This window comes from Bacillus sp. SIMBA_026, from assembly GCF_046535335.1.
Classification (GTDB): domain Bacteria; phylum Bacillota; class Bacilli; order Bacillales; family Bacillaceae; genus Bacillus; species Bacillus velezensis.
In genome coordinates, this window is record NZ_JAWRWX010000001.1 from 1380379 (window position 1) to 1402223 (window position 21845).

The 21845-nt window shown below is 45.5% G+C and carries 24 protein-coding genes and 1 riboswitch; of the genes, 3 read left to right on the top strand and 21 right to left on the bottom strand.

The annotated features are described in order from the left end of the window. Nucleotides 1-23 precede the first annotated feature (23 nt). Nucleotides 24-626, bottom strand: a complete 603-nt coding sequence (locus tag SB847_RS06620) for a YphA family membrane protein (protein WP_410561635.1) — start codon at nucleotides 624-626, stop codon at nucleotides 24-26. 76 nt (nucleotides 627-702) lie between these two features. Between SB847_RS06620 and SB847_RS06625 the strand changes: the two genes are divergently transcribed. Continuing rightward, the gene (locus SB847_RS06625) at nucleotides 703-834 is read left to right on the top strand and encodes a YpzI family protein (protein ID WP_003153429.1); all 132 of its coding nucleotides are present in this window, start codon (nucleotides 703-705) and stop codon (nucleotides 832-834) included. 34 nt (nucleotides 835-868) lie between these two features. Here the strand turns inward: SB847_RS06625 and fni are convergent, their stop codons facing one another. The 17 genes from fni to SB847_RS06710 form a co-directional block, all read right to left on the bottom strand. Continuing rightward, nucleotides 869-1918 carry a type 2 isopentenyl-diphosphate Delta-isomerase gene (gene fni / locus SB847_RS06630; RefSeq protein WP_410561633.1) on the bottom strand — a complete coding sequence of 350 codons (1050 nt, stop codon included), beginning with the start codon at nucleotides 1916-1918 and terminating at the stop codon, nucleotides 869-871. 14 nt (nucleotides 1919-1932) lie between these two features. Beyond that, complete coding sequence (gene rpsA, locus SB847_RS06635; protein ID WP_007612259.1) at nucleotides 1933-3081, bottom strand: 30S ribosomal protein S1; 1149 nt, start codon at nucleotides 3079-3081, stop codon at nucleotides 1933-1935. Nucleotides 3082-3308: 227 nt separating this feature from the next. Continuing rightward, on the bottom strand, nucleotides 3309-3983 hold the full coding sequence (cmk, locus tag SB847_RS06640) for a (d)CMP kinase (protein WP_038458993.1): 675 nt from the start codon (nucleotides 3981-3983) through the stop codon (nucleotides 3309-3311). Between the two features lie 78 nt (nucleotides 3984-4061). Next, the gene (locus tag SB847_RS06645) at nucleotides 4062-4238 is read right to left on the bottom strand and encodes a YpfB family protein (protein WP_003153420.1); all 177 of its coding nucleotides are present in this window, start codon (nucleotides 4236-4238) and stop codon (nucleotides 4062-4064) included. Nucleotides 4239-4284: 46 nt separating this feature from the next. After that, the gene (locus SB847_RS06650; RefSeq protein WP_410561630.1) at nucleotides 4285-4941 is read right to left on the bottom strand and encodes a flagellar brake protein; all 657 of its coding nucleotides are present in this window, start codon (nucleotides 4939-4941) and stop codon (nucleotides 4285-4287) included. An 87-nt stretch (nucleotides 4942-5028) separates the two neighbouring features. After that, the gene (ypeB, locus tag SB847_RS06655; protein WP_285979295.1) at nucleotides 5029-6378 is read right to left on the bottom strand and encodes a germination protein YpeB; all 1350 of its coding nucleotides are present in this window, start codon (nucleotides 6376-6378) and stop codon (nucleotides 5029-5031) included. Nucleotides 6379-6402: 24 nt separating this feature from the next. Further along, nucleotides 6403-7275: a spore cortex-lytic enzyme gene (gene sleB, locus SB847_RS06660; RefSeq protein ID WP_285979294.1), complete on the bottom strand. Its 873-nt coding sequence runs from the start codon at nucleotides 7273-7275 to the stop codon at nucleotides 6403-6405. A 130-nt stretch (nucleotides 7276-7405) separates the two neighbouring features. Further along, complete coding sequence (prsW, locus tag SB847_RS06665; RefSeq protein ID WP_003153415.1) at nucleotides 7406-8062, bottom strand: glutamic-type intramembrane protease PrsW; 657 nt, start codon at nucleotides 8060-8062, stop codon at nucleotides 7406-7408. Nucleotides 8063-8158: 96 nt separating this feature from the next. Beyond that, nucleotides 8159-9142, bottom strand: coding sequence for a YpdA family putative bacillithiol disulfide reductase (locus SB847_RS06670; protein WP_014418270.1), 984 nt, complete (start codon nucleotides 9140-9142; stop codon nucleotides 8159-8161). Between the two features lie 105 nt (nucleotides 9143-9247). Then, nucleotides 9248-10522 carry an NAD-specific glutamate dehydrogenase gene (gene gudB / locus SB847_RS06675; RefSeq protein WP_003153413.1) on the bottom strand — a complete coding sequence of 425 codons (1275 nt, stop codon included), beginning with the start codon at nucleotides 10520-10522 and terminating at the stop codon, nucleotides 9248-9250. A gap of 160 nt (nucleotides 10523-10682) precedes the next feature. Continuing rightward, nucleotides 10683-11267: a genetic competence negative regulator gene (locus tag SB847_RS06680; RefSeq protein WP_003153412.1), complete on the bottom strand. Its 585-nt coding sequence runs from the start codon at nucleotides 11265-11267 to the stop codon at nucleotides 10683-10685. Nucleotides 11268-11418: 151 nt separating this feature from the next. Then, complete coding sequence (locus SB847_RS06685) at nucleotides 11419-12207, bottom strand: metallophosphoesterase (RefSeq protein WP_082998687.1); 789 nt, start codon at nucleotides 12205-12207, stop codon at nucleotides 11419-11421. 86 nt (nucleotides 12208-12293) lie between these two features. Beyond that, nucleotides 12294-12752 carry a YpbF family protein gene (locus SB847_RS06690; RefSeq protein ID WP_007409443.1) on the bottom strand — a complete coding sequence of 153 codons (459 nt, stop codon included), beginning with the start codon at nucleotides 12750-12752 and terminating at the stop codon, nucleotides 12294-12296. A 68-nt stretch (nucleotides 12753-12820) separates the two neighbouring features. After that, complete coding sequence (locus SB847_RS06695; protein WP_265971413.1) at nucleotides 12821-13591, bottom strand: LysM peptidoglycan-binding domain-containing protein; 771 nt, start codon at nucleotides 13589-13591, stop codon at nucleotides 12821-12823. Next, nucleotides 13569-14156: a CPBP family intramembrane glutamic endopeptidase gene (locus SB847_RS06700; protein WP_410577481.1), complete on the bottom strand. Its 588-nt coding sequence runs from the start codon at nucleotides 14154-14156 to the stop codon at nucleotides 13569-13571. The genes SB847_RS06695 and SB847_RS06700 overlap by 23 nt, the downstream gene beginning before the upstream one ends. A 14-nt stretch (nucleotides 14157-14170) precedes the next feature. Then, nucleotides 14171-15661: a RecQ family ATP-dependent DNA helicase gene (locus SB847_RS06705; protein WP_410577483.1), complete on the bottom strand. Its 1491-nt coding sequence runs from the start codon at nucleotides 15659-15661 to the stop codon at nucleotides 14171-14173. Further along, nucleotides 15654-16712 carry a YpbB family protein gene (locus SB847_RS06710; RefSeq protein WP_410577485.1) on the bottom strand — a complete coding sequence of 353 codons (1059 nt, stop codon included), beginning with the start codon at nucleotides 16710-16712 and terminating at the stop codon, nucleotides 15654-15656. The genes SB847_RS06705 and SB847_RS06710 overlap by 8 nt, the downstream gene beginning before the upstream one ends. 268 nt (nucleotides 16713-16980) lie before the next feature. Here SB847_RS06710 and SB847_RS06715 point away from each other — a divergent pair, with 268 nt between their 5' ends. Beyond that, nucleotides 16981-17229 (top strand): ferredoxin, encoded by a 249-nt coding sequence (locus SB847_RS06715; RefSeq protein ID WP_003153403.1) that lies wholly within the window; start codon nucleotides 16981-16983, stop codon nucleotides 17227-17229. 136 nt (nucleotides 17230-17365) lie between these two features. Here SB847_RS06715 and fmnP read toward each other — a convergent pair whose 3' ends face one another. Next, the gene (gene fmnP, locus SB847_RS06720; RefSeq protein ID WP_003153402.1) at nucleotides 17366-17938 is read right to left on the bottom strand and encodes a riboflavin transporter FmnP; all 573 of its coding nucleotides are present in this window, start codon (nucleotides 17936-17938) and stop codon (nucleotides 17366-17368) included. A 147-nt stretch (nucleotides 17939-18085) separates the two neighbouring features. Further along, nucleotides 18086-18220, bottom strand: a riboswitch (FMN riboswitch). Nucleotides 18221-18426: 206 nt separating this feature from the next. Here fmnP and serA point away from each other — a divergent pair. Then, a complete protein-coding gene (gene serA, locus SB847_RS06725) occupies nucleotides 18427-20004 on the top strand; it encodes a phosphoglycerate dehydrogenase (protein WP_007409437.1) in 1578 nt (525 codons plus the stop codon). Nucleotides 20005-20049: 45 nt separating this feature from the next. Here the strand turns inward: serA and SB847_RS06730 are convergent, their stop codons facing one another. Next, on the bottom strand, nucleotides 20050-21153 hold the full coding sequence (locus tag SB847_RS06730; protein ID WP_486304276.1) for a sugar dehydratase: 1104 nt from the start codon (nucleotides 21151-21153) through the stop codon (nucleotides 20050-20052). Next, complete coding sequence (gene sigX, locus SB847_RS06735; protein ID WP_003153399.1) at nucleotides 21089-21673, bottom strand: RNA polymerase sigma factor SigX; 585 nt, start codon at nucleotides 21671-21673, stop codon at nucleotides 21089-21091. The genes SB847_RS06730 and sigX overlap by 65 nt, the downstream gene beginning before the upstream one ends. Nucleotides 21674-21845 lie beyond the last annotated feature (172 nt).

A 21845-nucleotide genomic window follows, 5' to 3' on the forward strand; every position in this document is an offset into this window, starting at 1 on the left:
CATGTAACAGTCTCCGTCTGTTTTCAAGACATTTTTGTCGCTCCTTTGCCCTGCTTTTTGCTTTTTTGGCTGATGTGCGCCACAAGCTGTTCATATGTAGTCAGCCCGACGAGCAGAATCACTCCCGCCGAACAGCCTGAAAGCCATTTATAATCCCCGACGGCTGCCGCACCCGCAATATTGCGGATGACCGCAGCATACAATAGCTCCCCCTGGCACATGCCGAGAACAAAAAGACAAAGCCTCTCAGGGAACCGCCCCTCAACGGAAAGCGTAATAACGGTAAGCAGTATAACCGCCGCCCATTCAGGTTTTATGATAAACCAAACAGGATCATATAATGCAAAAAGAAAAATAAAGCTGTACGCCGCAGCCGCCGTCAGATGAATCACAATATTACGGAGCCGTTTATGCATGCCGAGGCTTCCCGCATAAACAAATGCCGCAGCAAAAAACATGACATATGCCGCGTTCAGCGTAAAATAAGCCGTAATCTGATGTATGCTTGCCATCATATTAGTCAAAATAAAGACTGATACGTAAAAACGGCTTTTTGTTTTAGCAAAAATAAAAGTCGCAAGTATCCATAAAAACCACATTGACCAGTAATAATAAAACGGTTCCATAATCGCTCCTCCTCTGATCAGTATGGAGCGGGAACGCATTTTTTAAACCAATTATACCTGAAAGGAGCGGATAAGGATGGGAAAAGACAGACAGGAGAAAAAACTGAAAGCCTCCCGCCGGGTGGAATCTGATCGCGATGATTCGATTCACCATAAAGGAGCGACAAGCCTTGAGCAAAACGGGGAATTCCGAAAAAGAAAATCGTAAAAAACAGAAAAAGGCATGCGGGTCCGCATGCCTTTTAACGTCTGCTGAAACGGGATGTGTCAATTCCCCGTTCAGAAAGCCAGTGATGTGTGTCACCTTTTATGACCAAAGGCGCCTTTTGCAGTTGGGCAACCGATTGGCATCCGAGGGCGGTCATAATCATTTTCAGCTCTTGTAAAAGCGCCGTCATCTCGTCAAACAGGCCCTCTTCTCCTTTAGAGGTGAGAGCTTTCAGGAAAGTGCCCGCCATTCCCGCGCTGGAAGCACCGAGGGCAATCGATTTGGCGACATCCAGGGCGCTTTGCAGCCCGCCGGATGCGATAATTGATTGATCAGCGGAGAGCGAATGGATTTCCGCTAAGCTTGCAGCAGTGGAAATTCCCCACGTATTAAAAAATTGAAGCGCCTTCTCTCTGCGCATATTTTCGATCTTAGAGAAATTTGTACCGCCGTATCCGCCGGCATCAACTGCTGCTGCGCCGGCATCAAATAACTGCCGTGCCGATTCCTTGCTCATTCCGAAGCCGACTTCTTTGACAAAAACGGGCACTCCCGCTTCCGCCGCAATCCGCTCAATACGGCCGAGAGCACCAGCAAAGCTTCTGTCACCCTCTGGCATGACGATCTCCTGAATCACATTTAAATGTATCTGGAGGGCATCTGCTTGAATCATATCAACTGCCCTTTTCGCCTGCTCGGCATCCGCCTCGCTGCCTAAATTGGCAAATATCAGCCCGTCCGGATTCTCTTTTCTGACGATCTCGTAAGAACACCGTTCGGAGGGATCTTTTAAAGCTGACATTTGCGAACCGACAGCCAGCGGCATGCCGGCTTTGCGCGCGGCTCTTGCCAGCGATCTGTTAATTTCGTATGTAAGCTGTCCGCCGCCGCCTGTCATCGCATTGATAAAAATCGGCGAACTGCTAGTGAGTCCGCCGATTTTCGTTGATATATCCACTTTTTCCAATGCTAGGTTCGGTAGGCTGACATGAACAAACGTAATATCATCAAGCCCCGTTTCCCGGTTTTGGCCGGTAGACAGCGCATGATTTATATGTTCTCTTTTTCGTTCTGCTCGTGTCACGTTTTATCACCAATTTATTTTAATTTATTAAGCTTGTCTCCGATTAAATCGCCAAGCTGGAAGCCGGTGCTCGGCTCTTCTTTCGCCTGGTATTGGCGGAAGTCCTCCTGATCGGCTTTCGGCGCTTCTTCAAGCTCACGCATGCTTAAGGAAATGCGCTCTTCGCTTTCGTTTACGTCAAGCACTTTCACTTTAACAGTCTGTCCTTCTTCAAGCACTTCATGCGGCGTTCCGATATGTTTATTGGAAATTTGCGAAATGTGCACAAGTCCTTCCACGCCCGGAAGAATTTCAACGAAGGCGCCGAAGCTTACAAGGCGCTGCACTTTTCCTTCAAGCACATCTCCCTGTTTTACCTTTTCGCCGACCTGGCTCCAAGGTCCCGGCAGCGTTTCTTTAATAGATAAAGAAATACGCTCGTTATCGCGGTCTACGGACAGTACTTTCACTTTTACGTCCTGACCTTCTTCCACCACGTCAGACGGTTTTTCGACGTGTGAATGAGACAGCTGCGAAATATGAACAAGCCCGTCAATTCCGCCGATGTCGACAAATGCGCCGAAATCAGTCAGACGCTGCACTTTTCCTTCAAGCACGCTTCCAACCTCAAGCGTTTGGAGAAAATCATGCTTTTTGGCTGTCTGTTCTTTTTCCACTACAGCCCGGTGTGACAGAATCACCCGGTTTTTATCACGGTCGAGTTCAACGACGATAAGAGAGAGGGTTTTCCCTTTATAGTCAGTGAAATCCTCGACGAAATGAGCTTCGACAAGTGATGCGGGAATGAAGCCGCGAACGCCGATATCAACGACGAGACCGCCTTTCACCACATCTTTCACTTCAGCTTCAAACACTTCTTTTGTGTCGAATTTTTTTTCAAGGTCTTCCCAAGCGCGGTCAGCATCAACGGCACGTTTAGATAAAATCAAAGCATCGTCTTCCACTTTTGTTACTTTCAGGTCAAGCTCGTCGTCAACTTTTACGACATCCGATGCTTTCTCTACATGAAGACTTGATAATTCACTGATTGGAATGATTCCGGACTGTTTGACATTGACAATTTCGACATCTACATGCTTGTCCTCTACCTTTGTCACAATCCCTTTTACTACATCTCCAACCTCTGGCACTTGAACATCAATTTGATTCATTTCCTCTGTCATTTGAATAACCTCCTTGGTCCAAACCTACACAGCTTAATTAATACGGTTTGAAAGCTGAACATGTGAATGTCCGCTTTTCAGCCGAATATGTATTAAAGAATCATCCAAAAAAGATTTTGAATGATCAATAAAAAGTTTTATTAGTATTAACTTCTAATAAATGGACTGGTTTGTCAAGCAATAACATCTTGTCTTTCGAAAAAAATTATAAAGCGCTCCGCCCGAAGTTAACGTGATTTCTGTTCGACGATCTCCAGAATTTTTCCCGCGACTTCGGCAATGCTGAGTGACGTCGTATCGATTTCAATCGCGTCTTCCGCTTTGCGTAACGGGGAAACTTCCCTCTCTGAATCGAGTTTGTCGCGTCTGGCAATTTCTTCAATGAGCGTCTCGTAATTCACGTCATAGCCTTTTTTCTTATTCTCTTCATATCGGCGCTTCGCTCTTTCCTCTACGGACGCGAGCAGAAAAATTTTCACTTCGGCATCAGGCAGCACGTGAGTACCGATATCACGGCCGTCCATGACGACACCGCCTTTTTGTCCGAGCTGCTGCTGTCTTTTGACCATTTCTTCTCTGACGCCTTTATGCTTGGCGGCGATTGATACTTGGTTGCTGACTTCGTCTTTTCGGATTTCTTCTGTCACATCTTCTCCGTTTACCAGAACGATTTGTCCTTCCGGAGCGGATACAAGCTCAATTTCCGTACGCTTCAGCAGCTCTGTAAGCGCGGCTTCATCAGTTAAATCGGCATTCTGCTTGAGCGCCGTATATGTAATGGCACGATACATCGCTCCTGTATCAATGTACACATATGATTTTCTCTCAGCCACTATTTTAGCAACGGTGCTTTTTCCGGCAGCGGCCGGCCCGTCGATCGCAATTGATAATTTCTTGTCCATAATCTCTCTCCTTGCTCTTTACTCCTCTATGGATTGTATCATGAACTGCCGGAAAAGGGGCGAAAAAATTGAGCTGATTTACCGCTTTACCGTTTCAATCCATTCTTTTTTCTCCATTTTATCAACTCCCTCATATTTCACAGCTTTCGAAATATAAGGTTCAATAGGCTGATAATGAAGCAAAAACTGCACCGCGCCCAAAATGATAAGCTGAATGCAGACCAATTTGACCAGCAGACGTTCAAACGTTTTCATACACGCGCACCTCCATTAGGATTAGTATGGAAAAGTGCGCTGCTGTTTATTCCGACAGACTGTTTCTTCTCTGCTGCAGCTGCGCGCGCATGCAATATTGGAGTAACAGCTGCTGCGCTGCAGGGCCGATTTCTGTAAATTCAAGCGTCATTTTTTGTTTATCCGCCTTTTCATCATAAAAAATCCGCTGGGTAACAGCCTCAGCCGTTATATCCGCCGTATTATCCTTGCCGGGAAGAGAAAATGAGACATACAGCTTTTCACCTGGTTCCGCGGAAATATGCTCAGGCATCACAACAGCGATTCCGCCGGCGCTGATATTAGAGGAAACCGTTTGGAAAGCGGTTTTTTTCGCTTCCATTTTGACGGATACATCCAATACTGCGTCTGCACGAACGTATCGGCGTCTTTGAATCCGCTTCATTTCCTCCTGAGGGGGGATGTCCAATCCGATCATCGGGATGGGGTCTTTTTTCTTTCCTTTGATTATGCTTTTAAATTGATACGGCACTTGGCCATTCCCCATAAATTCCGCTGTTATTTCCAATCCTTTATGCAAAAAGACCGTCCGTCCCGAATCCAGATCGACGGGATATGAGATGTGCAGTTCGCCGTTTTCAACGCTTACTGCTTTGCTCCTCGCTTTTTTGGGCTCATTGTTCTCTATGTATTCAATCCAAATATAATCTCCGACAGCTATCATGGGCCTTCACTCTTTCATTATTTATGCTTTTATTAAAGCATGTAACGAAAAAAAGGAAAAGACTTTTAGTCCTTTCCTCCTTTATTTTTATAGGTCTTTATATATAGGCTCTGCACTTTTTAACTTTTCTATTTTTTCCTCTTTTCCGTCGTCCGCATTAATGAACATTTGATACGTGTCTTTCCCGATCGTCCCGAGCATTTCGTAGCAAAGCACTTCCTGACCGAGCTCATTCGTGATCAGCGCCTGCCGCGTCTCCCGCACTTCAACATTTTTATTCAGCTTCGCTTTCGCTTCATCAGCTGACAAAGCGGGAGCCGGAATCGTTCTCGTGCGGTGCGCCGCCAGGTAATCACGCGCGGAAAAACCGACGACTTCACCATCATCCAGCGCCACTTTCATTCGGATGGCTTCCGGATAAATGCGGACATTTTTCTCCACGGGGATAAAAGAAAAGACGCCGATGTTATTATATTGCGCGCTTTCATCAATTTCGAGGCCTTTTGTTTCATATCCATTTTTCTTTAAAAACGCGACGGCCCGGTTAGATGCTTCATTGAGGCTGATCTTTTGTTTCTTCACGGCCCGTTTTTGAATCAAATAGACCGGATGTCCGCCTTTTTGGGTAATATCCATATAGATAAAAGACTTGTTGTCGGCGTCTTTCATGCGGATGCTGTATACGTCCCGATTCGTCTTCCTGCCGCTTTTGACCACTTTAATTGAATAATTATGATCAGGCGCAAACCGTTGCGCGATTTTGACCGCTTCTTTTTCCGTAATTTGTTTTCCTTTCAGATGCGTAAAACCTTTTCGTTCTGTATTTGCGCTTGTAAACGTAGGGCTGGTACTGTCTTCAGAAAAAGCGCCTACATTTTTTTCGACTGTTTTAAAGCTGTCGACGATCGTATTATCGCTTTGTTTTTTGTCAGAAGCGAGCGCCATCTCAACATCCATCCACCGTAAATTTTTGCTCATGACGAGATGCTGAACGCTGCGGAGCTGGTTTTGAATGTTCTCCGCCTGTTTGTACAGGCTGTTCAGTGTTGTATATTCTTTCTTATCAAGCGGTTTTTGGTCTAAATCCCGGACGGATGTTTTATAGCTGAAATCTCCTATGTTGGATAAAAACTCCTCCGTCTTATTAAAAGGCATAAGAGTCAAGGGCAGCTGGCTCACATTGTTATGAGCTTCAGAAGTTATTCTCCATACATCAATAAGCGCCGGAGACAGAGATTTTTTACTGTTCATCGCAAGCGTCGTCCCGATTTTGTCGTGAAGCTGATCTACATGGTACGTCAATTCATGAAAAGCTCTCTGATAATTATTTTCCGCATGCAGAAGGACCGCATCTTTTTCCTGATGCTCTTTATATCCCCAATATCCGGTTGCGGCGATCACGACACCGAGAACAGCGATAATGATTCCTCTAATCATGTTAACACCTCATTTTTCGTACTTTTACTCACAGAAAATGTGTTTTCCGATTTGTTTGATCTGCGGACGTCCCCAAATCCATTTGCTTGTCGCCGTATCAGGATTGAAATAATAAATCGCGTTTTCAGAAGGATCCCAGCCGTTGATCGCATCAAGAACCGCTTCTTTTGCTCTTTCATTCGGCTGCATGTATATTTGGCCGTCGGCAACGGCGGTAAACGCGAGCGGTTCGAAAATGACGCCGGCCACCGTATTCGGAAATAACGGGCTTTTAATACGGTTTAAAATAACCGCGGCGATGGCAACCTGTCCTTCAAACGGCTCACCGCGTGCTTCCCCGTACACAGCCTGCGCCAAAAGGTTGATGTCGTTGTTTGAGAAACCGCCAGGCATATTGGCCGCTGTCGTATTTTGCTTTTGATTTGACTGACCGCCTGTATTGTTTTGCGGCTTTTGAGCAGGCTTATTCGTTCCCGCAGCCGGCTTCTGCGTTCCGGCTCTCGGTTTTGTTTGGTTTTCCAATGGGACATTGCCATAATGAGTGAACGTATTCCCTTTTTGGATCTGCTCCATTACATATTCACGGTAATATTTTGATTTTGAAATCAGCACCTGTTTGGTTTTCGCGCCGACGAGGCCGTCAACCGGCTTCATGCCGAATTTCTCCTGAAAATTCCTCACGGCCCAGTATGTGGTCCAGCCGTAAACACCATCGATTTTCCCGTTATAAAATCCGTTATATTGAAGACGGGCCTGCAATTCTATAACATCATCACCCGTCGCGCCTCTTTGAATCACTTGATTTGAAAACGCATGAACCGTTTCATGATGATCGAAGAAAGCGGCGGCGAAAGAAATTAGAATGAGACATGCCATAAAGGCTCCTTTACACTTCATCTCTTCAAGCCTCCTACTGCAAAATTTAAAGTGTACCCGTATTGTCTGTCACGAGGTTATTTTTATGCACGTTTCCTTCTTATCCCCTGTCAAGGCATAAAAAAGAAACCGCACGCGACGCGCGGTTTCTTCACACTTGGATCATATTAACAGAGCGTGCTTTTTTTGCCTTTCGCAGCCCGAACCACCATAAAAACAGCATAAACGGCAGCATATAATATACCCAATGATTGAGGGCGGTAAGAATAAAATCGTAAGAACCGTGCAGACATGAAGGCACAGCCAGCGAAATCACAAGCCATTTGACACGGGCTTTTTTCTGCGAAAAGCGGGCTTTTCCGAGATAAAATCCCATAATCACTCCGATCAGCGCGTGGCAGGAGACCGGCAGAAGCGCCCTTATGAAAGCATGCTCAACGCCGTGGCCGAACAAATACAGAATATTTTCAAGCGTGGCAAATCCTAAAGACACACTGGCCCCGTAAACGATTCCGTCATAATGCTCATCAAAATGAGCATGCGGATACACACTGATCATCAGAACGAACCATTTCACCGATTCTTCCAGAAATCCCGAAGACAAAAACGAAACGAAAAAGCTTCCTCCCCCCACATGCTCTTTTTCAAGAACATATTGGATAAACATGGTCGGAAACACAAGGACAACCCCGAGAAAAAAAGACCTCAGCACCATATGTACGGGTTCATTGTCATACTGATCTTTTAAATAAAAATAGCTTAACAGCGCAATGCCGGGAGCAATTCCTGCAGAGATGATTGCAAACATCAGGCAACCTCTTTCCTTTATATTCCTATATCTATGGTACCATGTTGTTCATATTTTTACATCTTTCAATTTTTTAAAAAAAGAGCATATGAATGATCATATGCTCTCTCTACCCAGCCGTTTTGATATTTCATTTGCGATCAAGCCGCCGTGAAAACGGCCGTTCTCGATAAAAATTTCGTTGGCGTTATTTCCAGCCGCAATGACTCCGGCGATAAAAACACCGTCAACATTTGTTTCCATCGTTTCTTCCCGGAAAAACGGCCGGCCTGATTCAGCATCAATCCGCACACCGATTTTTTCGAGGAAACCGTGATCGGGATGGTATCCCGTCATGGCAAATACGAAATCGTTTTTCAGCCGGACCGTCTCATTTCGGCCGGAGCGGAAAATGATTTCATCTTCCGTCACTTCTTCAAGACAAGCGCCGAATTCCATCCGGATTGTGCCGTTTCTGACGAGGGCCTCAAACTCAGGCAGAATCCACGGCTTGATGCTCGGGGAGTACTCATGTCCTCTGTAGAGCACCGTGACGCGGGCACCGGACTTCACCAGTTCCAAAGCCGCGTCCACACTTGAGTTTTTCCCGCCGATCACAGCAACATCTTTATCAAAATAAGGATGGCCTTCTTTAAAGTAATGAAATACCTTAGGAAGCCCTTCACCCGGTATGTTCATATAATTCGGATGATCGTAATATCCTGTCGCAATGATACAAAACGGAGTGAGATAGCGGTCTTTTGATGTCTCTACAAGAAAACGGCCGTCTTCCTGTTTCGTTACGCGCTCCACCGTTTCAAAGGCGTTTACGCGCAGCTCTTTTCTTCTGACAACCTCTCTGTAGTAAGAGAGAGCCTGTATTCGGACCGGTTTTCTGTTTTCCGTAATAAAGGCGACATCGCCGATCTCCAATTTTTCACTTGAACTGAAAAAAGTTTGGTGGGTCGGATAGTTATAAATGCTGTTTACGACATTCCCTTTTTCGATCACAAGCGCGTTCACGCCAATTTGCTTCAGATGTATAGCCGCCGATAATCCGCAAGGACCTCCGCCTATTATAATTGCTTTTTCTTCTGTCATGTCCTTCAACTCCTGCGATTGGCATTTCCATCATAAGTTTCCACTCATATAAAAAATCTCCTATATTATCATAGGAGATTTTTTTTGTTTATGCAAACGATTGGTTTATATCCAGCCTCTGAAACGCGAAGCCTCCGCCATTTTCCGCACGCCGACCATGTAAGCCGCAAGCCTCATGTCAATCCGGCGGTTTTGGGACATTTCATAAATATTATTAAACGATTTTATCATCATATTTTCCAGTTTTTCCTCGACTTCCTCTTCACTCCAGTAGAAGCCCTGGTTATTTTGAACCCATTCGAAATAAGAAACCGTTACACCGCCGGCGCTCGCCAGAACATCGGGAACCAGCAGCGTTCCTTTGTCTGTCAGGATTTTCGTTCCTTCCAGTGTCGTCGGTCCGTTTGCCGCTTCTACAACGATTTTCGCTTTGATGCGGTCAGCGTTTTCTTCTGTAATTTGGTTTTCAATCGCCGCCGGGACAAGTATATCACAGTCCAGCTCAAGCAGCTCCTGATTCGTAATGGTGTCATTGAAAAGTTTCGTCACCGTTCCGAAGCTGTCTCTGCGGTCAAGCAGATAATCAATATCAAGACCGTCCGGATCGTAAAGACCTCCGTACGCGTCAGAAATTCCGACAACTTTCGCGCCGGCGTCATGCATAAACTTGGCCAGATAGCTGCCCGCGTTTCCGAATCCTTGTACGACGACACGCGCGTTCTGAATATCGAGACCTTTTTTCTTGGCCGCTTCTTTTATGCAGATGGTGACGCCTTTTGCCGTCGCTGATTCCCTGCCGTGGGATCCGCCGAGTACAAGCGGTTTTCCCGTAATAAAGCCGGGTGAGTTAAATTCATCAATTCTTGAATATTCATCCATCATCCAAGCCATAATCTGTGAGTTTGTAAATACGTCAGGTGCCGGGACGTCTTTAGTCGGTCCGACAATCTGACTGATTGCTCTGACATATCCCCTGCTCAGCCTTTCAAGCTCTCTGAATGACATATTTCTCGGATCACAAACAATTCCGCCTTTACCACCGCCATAAGGAAGATCAATAATTCCGCATTTTAAACTCATCCAGATGGAAAGTGCTTTCACCTCTTTTTCAGTTACATTCGGGTGAAAACGAATGCCGCCTTTTGTCGGACCTACGGAATCATTGTGCTGCGCACGATAGCCTGTAAATATTTTCACAGACCCGTCATCCATCCGAACAGGAATTTTAACCGTTAATAATCTGAGCGGCTCTTTCAGCAGTTCATACACTTCTTCTGGATACCCCAATTTTTCCAGAGCTTTATGTATTACGGTTTGGGTTGATTTTAATACATCATGTTTGTCTTCTTCATTATGACCGGTGAATCGATCGGCTGCCATTTGAGTTAACCTCCTAAAATCTTCTGTTTCTCTCATGCTCCCTTTCAGTGACTAGTATACACCTTCAATATCTCCGTGCATAGAAGAAAGACAATGATTTTTCCATTATTTCGCTTAAAAAAAGACGGCCGCTGAAAACAGCTGCCGTTTCAAATCTTCTTTATGAAAAATGTTTCTGGATGGTCTCCACAGCATTGCCGTCCATGATGAGTTTTCCGTACTCATGGAGCCTGTAAATCGTAATTGTCGCCGGGTGTCCGTATTCAGCCAGCACCGCGATGACGCCTTCGGCGGAACGGGAGCCGAGGTCTTCAAGGCTTACATAGTATTGGTTCTCATAGTGGTAGACGGTGCCGCCGGTAATCCCGATTCGGTGAAGGCTTCCGGCAAGCTGAATGATATCTTCAAACGAATGAAACTGATAAATAATATCCGGGCTTTCGTCAAGTTTGACCTGCATCTCGATATAATCATCGTCATATTCGTCATCTTCTGCGTCCGCGTCATGATTTTTCGTTACAATCACAACCATGCCTTGTGCCTGAAGAGAATATACTTCCACCGCGATCGGACCATTCGCTTCAAAGCCGAGCTCTGTATTTGCTTCATTCATCATATCTTTAAATAACTGGTGGACTTTAAACGAGTCCTTCCAGAGGTCTTCTTTTGTCAGTCCCCGATCAGTCAGATCGTCGAGGGTTAAAAAGATTTTAATCTTATTATAGTTCAGACGCTCAAGCCGCATAATGTTCCCTCCTGCCTCTTCTTGCACACAAATCATATAACACAGTATATGAATAAATGAGTCATAGGTTCTTAATTTGTTATCAGTTTACACCGTGTACAGCGGGAAGACAAGCAGAATGCCGTTTTTTATCACAGCGGCCGGGTTTGTTTCAGGAAGACGGCTCATCCGGTCCGCACAGCGTAATCATATGCGTCTCCGGTTTCGCCCCGAGCCTCAGCGGAACTTTTGTCGTCCCGTAGCCGTTGCTGATCAGGTAATGCGCTTTTTTTACCGTTCCCGTCCCGCCCAATTCGTACGGCCCGAACCGGCCGAAACGGATTTGGCCGCCATGCGTATGGCCGCTGAACACAGCGTCAATCCCGTCTGACTCCCTCATCTGCTCATGGATGTCGGGGTTATGGCAAAGCAGGAGGTTTACTTTGTCGGCATCCGTATATCTGATTGCAGAATCGTAATCATCCATCATCATCCTGATATCATCCACGCCGCATATTGTAACGGTTTCCCCTTTATAAGCAAACTGAACCGATTCATTTCTCAGCGGGATCACTTTGTATGCCCGTAAAAGAGAGAGCAGTTTTTGCTGGCTGACCTCGTAATCGTTATTCCCCCACACATACATGACAGGCGCGAGAGCCGTCAAACGTTTGATGTTTTCTTCAATTCTGGCGTAAGGAACTCCGCCCTCCGCCAAATCACCGCCGAGCAAAACGGCATCCGGCTTATAACCTGCCGCTTCGCGGAGAAGCTTTTCATCAATTAAACGGCGGTGCACGTCAGATATAAAGAAGATGGTGAGCGGCTTCATCCCCTTCATTTTATCAAGCGTAAATGTATGTGTTTTCAGATGGCTGCCGCTTGCCGTTTTGTACATAACGGCCGCCATAACCGCAGCCGCTCCCGCCAATGAGCCGAGAATTCCCGCTGTAAGCTTCATAAACGCACTCTCCATTCTGTCATTGTCTTACATTAGACGGACAAACAAAAAAAGACGTTTCTATCCTTTCCGGAAAACGCCTCATTTTATTTGCTTTCAAAATAAAGATTGATATCATACCGATGTTTCATCAAGTGAAAAACAGATTCTCTCGCCCTCCATTTTTCGGGCTGGGGCCATAAATCCGTGCTTTTTTGGATAATTTCACATCTCAGTTTATGAAATTCACCCTCAGCTTTTTCTTCCTTTTTTTTAAAATAATAAGAAGTGCAATACGCAAAAGCGGAAGCCATAATCCAGCACAAGTAAACCGTATGGCCTAATATTTCCTGCAGAATCAGCTGCGGAGAGGCTTGGGGGGCATTAAAGCTTTTAAACATCAGCAGTATGCACATCAGGGAAAAACAAACGAGGGACGCCCACTGCCATCTTCGGCATTGTGCGGCATAATTTTCGTATTTTAATTTCCGTTTCACCAGCGCCTGAAGCATTTGTTTCGTCGGTCCGTCAGCAAATCGGTCTAATTGCTTCCATAAAGAATCCATGCGCTTCACACCTTGTCCGTTTTCATTGGTACACTATATGAAAAACGCGGTGAAAACATGCATTTATTTTAATCAGACAGCGGAATGTTCAGAACCTGGCCGGTGTACACGTCGTTTCCGTTTAATCCGTTGTAGCTGCGGATTTTTTCTTCGCCCGCCCGGCTTTTATAATATTTCATTGAAATGCGGTAAAGTGTTTCTTTCGGCTGTACAGTATGCTGTACGGTCCGCACATTTTTCGGGACAGTCCCGGCTTGATCACTCGCGGCAGCCGGAGCCGCTTTTTCACGGACAGCCGGCGGAGACTGCTGTTTTGTCTCCGCGTATTCGGTGTCTGTCGGCTTTACTTGTTTTTCTGAGGGCGTTTCCGTTTTTTCAGGTGTTTTTTCACTTGGTTTTTCTTTCGTTTTTTCAGGTGCAGCCGCTTCTTTCTTATCTTTGTCGTCAGACTTTTTTTTCGGTTGTTCTAAAAGAGCGGTTTCTGACGTTTCTTTCTGAGCGCCTTTCGGAATAACGGCAGGCGCGCTTTCACTGTGGTCTATGAAGACATCTTCATAGTCCTTCGGGTCAAATCTGCTGCTGTTCGTCATATAAAGAAGACCGAAAAAGACACCGATTGTTACGATAATGAACAGGACGGTCAGAAAAGTGAACAGCGGCGTTTTTGTTTTGGTTTTTTCCTTTACCTGCTCTTCCTTTTTTTTACGCTCCTCTTTTACAGATTGTCTTGTCGGGAGGCTGTCTTCAAGATATTCAATTTGTTCATCCGCGGCCGCGGCAACCTGCTGCTCGGCACGCAGCTGAGCTTTTCTTCTTTCAACTCTTGACATTTCCGTCATGCAAACCCCTCCTAACATATTGAAAACGGATCTGACAGGCAAATACCGCATCAATAATAAAATGCGCTGTAACCGGAACGAATAAATTGCCGGTCCATTCATAGATAAGCCCCAGCAAAAGACTGATGCCCGCAACCATCATAAACAGAAGCCACTTCGCCAAGTATCTGAAATGAAGCACCGTAAAAATGAAGCTGGCGGCCCATAAGCCGATATGTGTCTGCAGAACGCCTCTGAACAAAATCTCTTCGCTGAACGAAATGAGAAGCGTCAAAATCAAAATGTGCAAAACCGGCCTGTTCTTAAAAAGCAATACATTAATGCCGCCGTCATCATATAAATGCGAAGGACACCATTTCATCACCGCAAGATCGGCAAAAATGACAAGGACAGCAAGAGTTACACCGTACCATATGATATTATCGTCACGTATATGCCACAGCTTTAAAAAATCGTGAATGTCAGTAAAAAAGAAAAAGCCGATAACAGCTGAAACCGCCAATATGAGCAATTGGGTGGCATACAGCTGCATCACAATCTCCCGGTCTGAGAGCTGCCGGATCAATTCGCTTTGCCGTCTCAGCTGAACTCACCCGCAGACTCTGAACCGAAAATCCGGCCTAATTCCAGCTTCCAATCTTCAAACCGTTCCATATTTTTACGTTCTCCTTTTTGCTCGTACGGAGCCAGATCAAGTCCGCAGCTGCTGCAGCATTGTCCGGTTTGACCTTCAGGCTCATACGATTCATCAAAATAAGACAGCAGCGCTTCTCTTATACATTCTTTCCGCTCTAATAACGCCGAAAAACGATTCATTTTACGCAGCTTCTTTTCCACGCGGTATGTCAGTTCTTCCTGCAGCTGCTCTTTTGTGGTTTTTCCTTGCAGATACAGATGGACGGCCGTTCGCGCCTGTGTTTCCTGGACGCCCTTATTGATCAGAACGTCCCGAAGCTTTCGTTCATCACCCGTACCGGCATCCCGTATGACGGCCAGAATACCTTCCAGGTCATAATCAGACAGGCTTTCTGTCTGAATAATCTGCTGCTGAAGCTCGGTATCGCCGGGCGCCCTCAGCAAAATACTGACACTCGGGCTGCCGTCGCGTCCCGCTCTGCCGATTTCCTGCATAAAGGCCTCAGCCGTTTGGGGAGGATAAAAGTGAATGACAAAGCGGATATCTGACTTATCCACACCCATGCCGAACGCATTGGTACAGCAGATGCAATCAAGCTGGTTATGGATAAATTGCTGCTGGATCAAGATTCTGTCCCCTGTATCCATTCCGCCGTGATAATAATCCGTCCGCTTTCCCGTTTTTTCATTCAGCTCAGCCGCAAGCTCTTCCGCCCATTTCCTGGTCGGACAATATATGATACCCGGGCCTTCAAGCTTTTCGGCAAGCTCCGTGAGCCTGCTTATTTTCTCGGCATTATCCGCCAAATGTTCTGCCGCCAGGAGAATATTCGGCCGGTTGACTGAATAAAGATGACGCACCGCATGCTCAAGTCCGAGCACATCCGTCACGTCTCTGAGTGTTTCTTTTGTCGCTGTTGCGGTCAGCGCCAATACAGGCGGCTTTCCGAGTGCCTGCCTGAAAGGCCCGAGCTTCGAGTAATCAGGCCTGAAATCATGTCCCCATTCTGATATGCAATGAGCCTCATCAATAACAAATAAACTGACCGGAACGTTTTTCAAACGGTTCAGTACATAAGGTGAAGAAAGGGCTTCAGGGGACATATAGAGAAATTTATACCTGCTGATGTTGCTGAGAATAAAATGCCGCTCTGCGGAATTCAGCATGCTGTTTAATGCAGCAACCCGCTTTTCTCCTTTCGCTTTCAGCTGCTGCACCTGATCTTCCATTAATGATAGGAGCGGCGAAATAATCAGCACCAGCCCGTCCATCATGTAACCCGGGAGCTGATAGCATAATGATTTTCCCCCGCCGGTCGGAAGCATGGCGATCGTATCTTTTTTTTGGAGCACGCTAGTCATAATCTCTTCCTGCCCTTTTTTAAAGGAATGCAAACCAAAATACTTGGATAAAGCTTTATGCAGCTCAGTCATGCTGATTCACCGTCTTTGCCAGCGCCAGCCTGATCTGGAAATAGCTGAAGCGCATCTGCATTCCTTCGCGAATCCGTTTAATTTTATTCGTTTGATGCTGTTTTGCAAATGCCGTTATCATACGCTGTTCCTCTTCAGAAAGATACTGTTCTATAAAAAATGCAGGCTGATGCAATGATATTTCTACGATATGATCTTCGATTGTGGCAGTTTTTAAATTTCTGACCGCGGCGATCCGTTCAATCGGAAACCCTTTTTCCAACAGCTCAAAGGTTTTTCTGGCAGACTGTGTCAGCGCGCTTTCCGCCTGCAGATCGGACAACAGCTCGCGCAGAGCGGGATATGCACATTGCGGAAGCGATTGAATAACATAATGTACCGCTCCCCAAAACTGGACGGACACATACCATTCATCTTCGTTCAGCTGGAGAGCGAGCTGCTTATTCGTTTTGCCGATTCTGTTGAATGAAGTTAAAGAATAGACAAAAATAAGCGCCTGCCGTTCACTTACGCCTTGCAGAAGCTGAAACAGCGCGTCATGCATTTGGACGGAAAGCTGTTTAGCATCTCTGTTTTTCCGCATGAACCGTTTGACCCATCTCAGCGTCTGCACATCGTTGGTAACCGGGATATATTGACTGCATTGATGCTCTTTGTTTGACAGGACTTGAATGAGCAGGGAAAGCCGCCTCCACAGGGTGACGGCAGGCGTTTGATAATTCGCGCCGTGGCAGTGCTTCGGCCAAGGCCGCTCGGCAAACGCCCGTTCAAGCCTTTGAACGCCGCGCGCAGTCACTTTCCACGTTCCCTCTTCTTTTCCGGCTGTGATGTATGAGCTTTCGGTGAATTTATGCAAAGAAGCCGCAATATCGCCGCGTTCACACTGTGAAGCCATGCCGAAATATTTAGCGATCTGAAATAAGCCGGCATCCTGAATGGTTTGAGACGACTTTTTTCCTTTTAATAAATGAAACACAGCACTCGGAGTCCGTTCGCCGTCTATTTTGTCCAGACAGTCGAGAACCACGGTATCAAAGTAGTTTATCGCCAATCTAAACACACCTACATTTCTTCTGTGACAAGTTTCGTTTTTTGGTTCTTTTTATTTTAACAGATTTTCATATAAATTTGACGTTTAAAGTCATCTTTTAGGGGGAAGTGCTAAAGAGAATCCCTTATGTGATAAGCATTCTCAATCATTTTTCTGTTGAAATTTGACACTAACATCATTACAATAAGTAAGAGGAATAGGTGTTATATTTAAAAATATATAAGGTAAACCATTTGTTCCAACACGAACAATCTGGGAGGTTTTATTCATGGCAAAGTACACAATTGTAGATAAAGATACGTGTATTGCATGCGGCGCCTGCGGAGCTGCGGCACCAGACATTTATGATTATGATGATGAAGGCATTGCGTTCGTTACGCTTGACGAAAATAAAGGCGTCGTCGAAGTTCCGGAAGTTCTGGAAGAAGATATGATTGACGCATTTGAAGGATGCCCTACTGATTCAATCAAAGTTGCGGATGAACCGTTCGAAGGCGACCCGCTGAAATACGAATAAAAAAGCCCTCCCCGTGAGAGGAGCTTTTTCGTCCTGAATAAGACTCCGGCTGTTATCGGCCGGAGTCTTATTTTTTGCCGATCAGCACAAACAAAAAAGCGTCCGGCTGTTTTCACAGAGCGGACGCTTTCAATCCTTATTGTGTTTGGATGCTGCGTTTTTGTTCAATCCAAGGTTTCAGCTTCGTAAAGATGAACGTAAAGACGATGGTGATGATAATGCCTTTTACAATGTTAAACGGCAGAATTCCTGCGACAACCGCCGTTTTTAACTGGCTGTTTGACAGTGCCGGTGAATGTAAAAACCAAGTATACGCGGGCAGGATAAGAATATAGTTCAAAATACTCATCAGCACGGTCATCGCCGCGGTTCCGGCCAGCAGGCTCACCGCAAGACCTTTTGCAGAATTAAGCTTTTTAAACATAAACGCCGTCGGCAGAATAAACAGCGTTCCCGCGATAAAATTGGCTGCCTGCCCGACAGGCACGCCGGCCATGCTTCCTTGAATGATATACTGCAGAATATTTTTAATCGCTTCAACCGCAATTCCCGCCGCAGGCCCGTAAACCAAAATGGCGATAATTGCAGGAACGTCACTGAAATCAATTTTCAAATAATCCGGCAGACCCGGAAACGGGAAATTTAACAGCATAAGCACAAAAGCAATACTGCTAAGCATACTGATGACAACTAATTTTTTTACTTTCACAATGCTCTCTCCTTTTCGATCAAATCTCTCGAAAAGAGGAAAGGTTCTTTTGCGCCCCAATAAAAAAACCGCTTTTGTTAAAAAGCGGGAGCTTACTAAGGCTTGGCAAAGAAACGTTTGATATAAGCATCAAAACGTCTGCTGAACCTCCATCTTCTCCCATCCAGACTATACTGTCGGCTCCGGAATCTCACCGGATCCTGCCGCCGAAGCAGCTCGCGGGCTTAGAGCATGATGCTCATCACCGCCGGTAGGGAATTTCACCCTGCCCCGAAGATTGATCTTATGAATTTATTCACATTATATATGATCAAATTGCAATTGTATAGAGAACTGCTCAAATTTAAATAAAATATTGGGGAAGCCCAATTTAAGCTGATTCAGCGGTTTCCTTTTCTCCTTTACTGCGTCAATACACATTGACACTCTATTGAGAATATGATAAATTATCAGATATTTAGTCAGCTAAACTAGGAGGAAATCTAACAATGTTTCGAGTTTTGGTCTCAGATAAGATGAGCAATGACGGCTTAAAGCCGCTGATGGAATCAGACTTTATAGAAATTGTTCAAAAAAACGTCGCGGATGCAGAAGATGAATTACATACTTTTGATGCCCTGTTAGTCCGCAGTGCCACGAAAGTAACCGAAGAATTGTTTAAAAAAATGACCTCTTTAAAAATCGTCGGCAGAGCCGGTGTCGGCGTAGACAACATCGACATTGATGAGGCCACAAAACATGGGGTTATCGTGATAAACGCGCCGAATGGAAACACCATTTCAACGGCAGAGCATACATTCGCGATGATTTCTTCATTAATGAGACATATTCCGCAAGCCAATATCTCAGTAAAATCTAGAGAATGGAACCGGACGGCTTTTGTCGGGGCGGAGCTCTACGGAAAGACTTTAGGCATTGTCGGTCTGGGCCGGATCGGAAGCGAGATTGCCCAGCGCGCCAGAGCGTTCGGTATGACGGTTCATGTATTCGATCCTTTCTTAACCGAAGAGAGAGCCGGCAAAATCGGCGTAAACAGCCGGACATTCGAAGAAGTGCTTGAAAGCGCGGATATCATTACCGTCCACACGCCTTTAACAAAGGAAACAAAAGGACTGCTTAACAGAGAAACCATTGCCAAAACGAAAAAAGGCGTCCGTCTTATCAACTGCGCAAGAGGCGGTATTATTGATGAAGCGGCGCTTTTGGAAGCGCTGGAAAGCGGCCATGTCGCAGGCGCTGCCCTTGACGTGTTTGAAGTGGAACCGCCAGTTGAATCAAAGCTTCCCGACCATCCGCTGGTGATCGCCACACCTCACTTAGGCGCTTCAACGAAAGAAGCACAGCTGAATGTCGCGGCACAGGTTTCTGAAGAAGTGCTGCAGTTTGCAAAAGGTCTGCCTGTCATGTCAGCGATCAACCTGCCTGCGATGACGAAAGATGAATTCAAAAAAATCCAGCCTTATCACCAAATTGCTGATAAAATCGGAAGTCTCGTATCACAATGTATGAAGGAACCCGTCAAAGATGTTGCGATTCAATATGAAGGCACCATCGCCAAACTTGAAACATCATTTATTACAAAAAGCCTGCTGTCCGGTTTCTTAAAACCGCGTGTAGACTCAACGGTCAATGAAGTGAACGCCGGCGGTGTAGCAAAAGAACGCGGAATCAGCTTCAGCGAGAAGATTTCCTCCAATGAATCAGGATATGATAACTGCATCAGCGTAAAAGTAACCGGAGACCGGAGCACATTTACGTTAACGGCTACGTATATCCCTCACTTCGGTGAACGAATCGTTGAACTGAACGGCTTTAATATTGACTTAAATCCTGCCGGCCACCTCGTTTATATCCAGCACCAGGATACGACTGGTGTAATCGGACGCGTAGGACGCATCCTCGGCGATAACGATATCAATATCGCTACCATGCAGGTAGGCCGTAAAGAAAAAGGCGGAGAAGCCATTATGATGCTTTCTTTTGATAAACATTTAGATGATAAAGTCGTCAATGAGCTGACTTCAATTCAGGATATTGTTTCCGTTAAACTGATTGACCTTCCGTAACCAACAAAAAACCCAAAACATTCATATGTTTTGGGTTTTTTACGTTTAATGGCTTGGAAGCGGATTAGGCGCGGCAGGCACAGCGATAGGTTTTGTCACATCATAATTACCGATTTTCTTTGTATGCGCATGTGTGAACAGCACCTCAGAATAACCGAATTCCTTCGCAGTTAACAGAAGCCCTTCGATCATTAAAATCCCTTCCAGCGAATCTTCAACCGTATGTTTTTCGGACAATTGAATCCGCAGCTGCTCACCGTCTTCCCTTTCCGATACCGATGCAATCGCATCTGCTTCTATAATGCTCGCGGTCTGTGAGCCTCCGTCTGTTGTCTTCATCCCGTCAATAGCCTGATATACTGAATAATAGGTTTGTTCAGACGGGATGAGATACTCTTGTCCCAGACTGTCGCTGTAAGAAAAATACGCCCGGTTTGTCTGTTTATGTACGGACATCTCAGCGGAAATGCCGTAAGATTTATAAAAATCCTGTCCGGCTCCGTTTTGAACCTTTTTCAATTTAATCCGCTCGTAAGGACTCCATGTCAAAGTCTCTTTCAGCATCTTTTTCAATAAGTCAGCATCGGCAACTGATTCGATAGAGAACCGTCCGTTTACCTGCACAAGCAAGTCCTTCTTATCCGCCGTTACCTGCACACCGTCCAAAAGGTTCGGCACAGACAGGAAGGATTCGGGCACTTCTAGGTTTTCCGCTTCGGATAAAGCCTCTGAAACCGATTCATCCGGCTTCTTTTTTTCAAAACTGACCGGAATGACGGCAGATGTTTCTGAATCGGCAAATGCCAAAGTAATGTAATTGTTTTTGTTTTGGTTTGAGACGACGAACGTCTTCTGATCCGGCGGCTTGACAGAAGCTGACTGACTGGCTTTTTCAGTCTGGCGGCTGTCAGCGGTAAGATCACCGGAAGATTTGTTTGTCATCAGGTGAGGAGATATAATCAGAGCGATGCACAATGCGCAGACGCCGGCTGAGGCGGGGCCGATCCAGCTTCGGGCCGGTTTTTTCCTGTACGGTTTACCTGTTTCAATATTCAGGTAAATGGCCTCGGGTGAACGATGATCTCTAACCGCCGGAAGTTGTCTTAACAACTCCTCTACTCTTTCTTCGTTCCAATATGACTTCATCATCCATTAGCTCCTCCCTCAAAAGCTCCATCTGTTTCCGAAGTATTTTGAGCCCTCTGTGTTGGGTCGTTTTGACTTTGCTTTCCGAGAAGCGGAGAGCGGCGGCTGTTTCCTGAATGGAATATCCCTGAATAAATCTCAAGATAATAACAGCTCTTTGATCAATGGTGCAATGATCAAGCGCGGTATAAATTTCCCGGACGTTTTCATGCTGTACGGCGAGTTCGTCCGGAAGCAAATGCTGATCTCTGACATCTTGTGTATCCCAATCAAACGTACCCATAATACGCTGTCTGATCGTCTGCTGCTTGCGGAACCAGTCAATCGCCACATGGCGTGCGATGGATAACAGCCATGTTTTTTCACTGCTTCTTCCTTCAAATGTATGATAGGAATTCAAGACGCGGATATACACTTCCTGCGTCAAATCTTCAGCCTGCGACTTATCTTTTACCATATAAAATAAAAATTGATATAAATCTTGATGGTATGCATCATATAATATCTGAAAGGTTTCTTCCATGGGAAACCCCTCCGTTCACTTTTTTGTCGTAAAAATGCGTTGAAAAGTTACATTACAACTATATTACGAGAAACTGGAATTTGGAAGGGAATTTATATTAACATATTCTTAAATTTTTAAAGGAGAAACAAATAAAAAACACCCGCAGAACATGCGGGTGTTTCGTATGGAA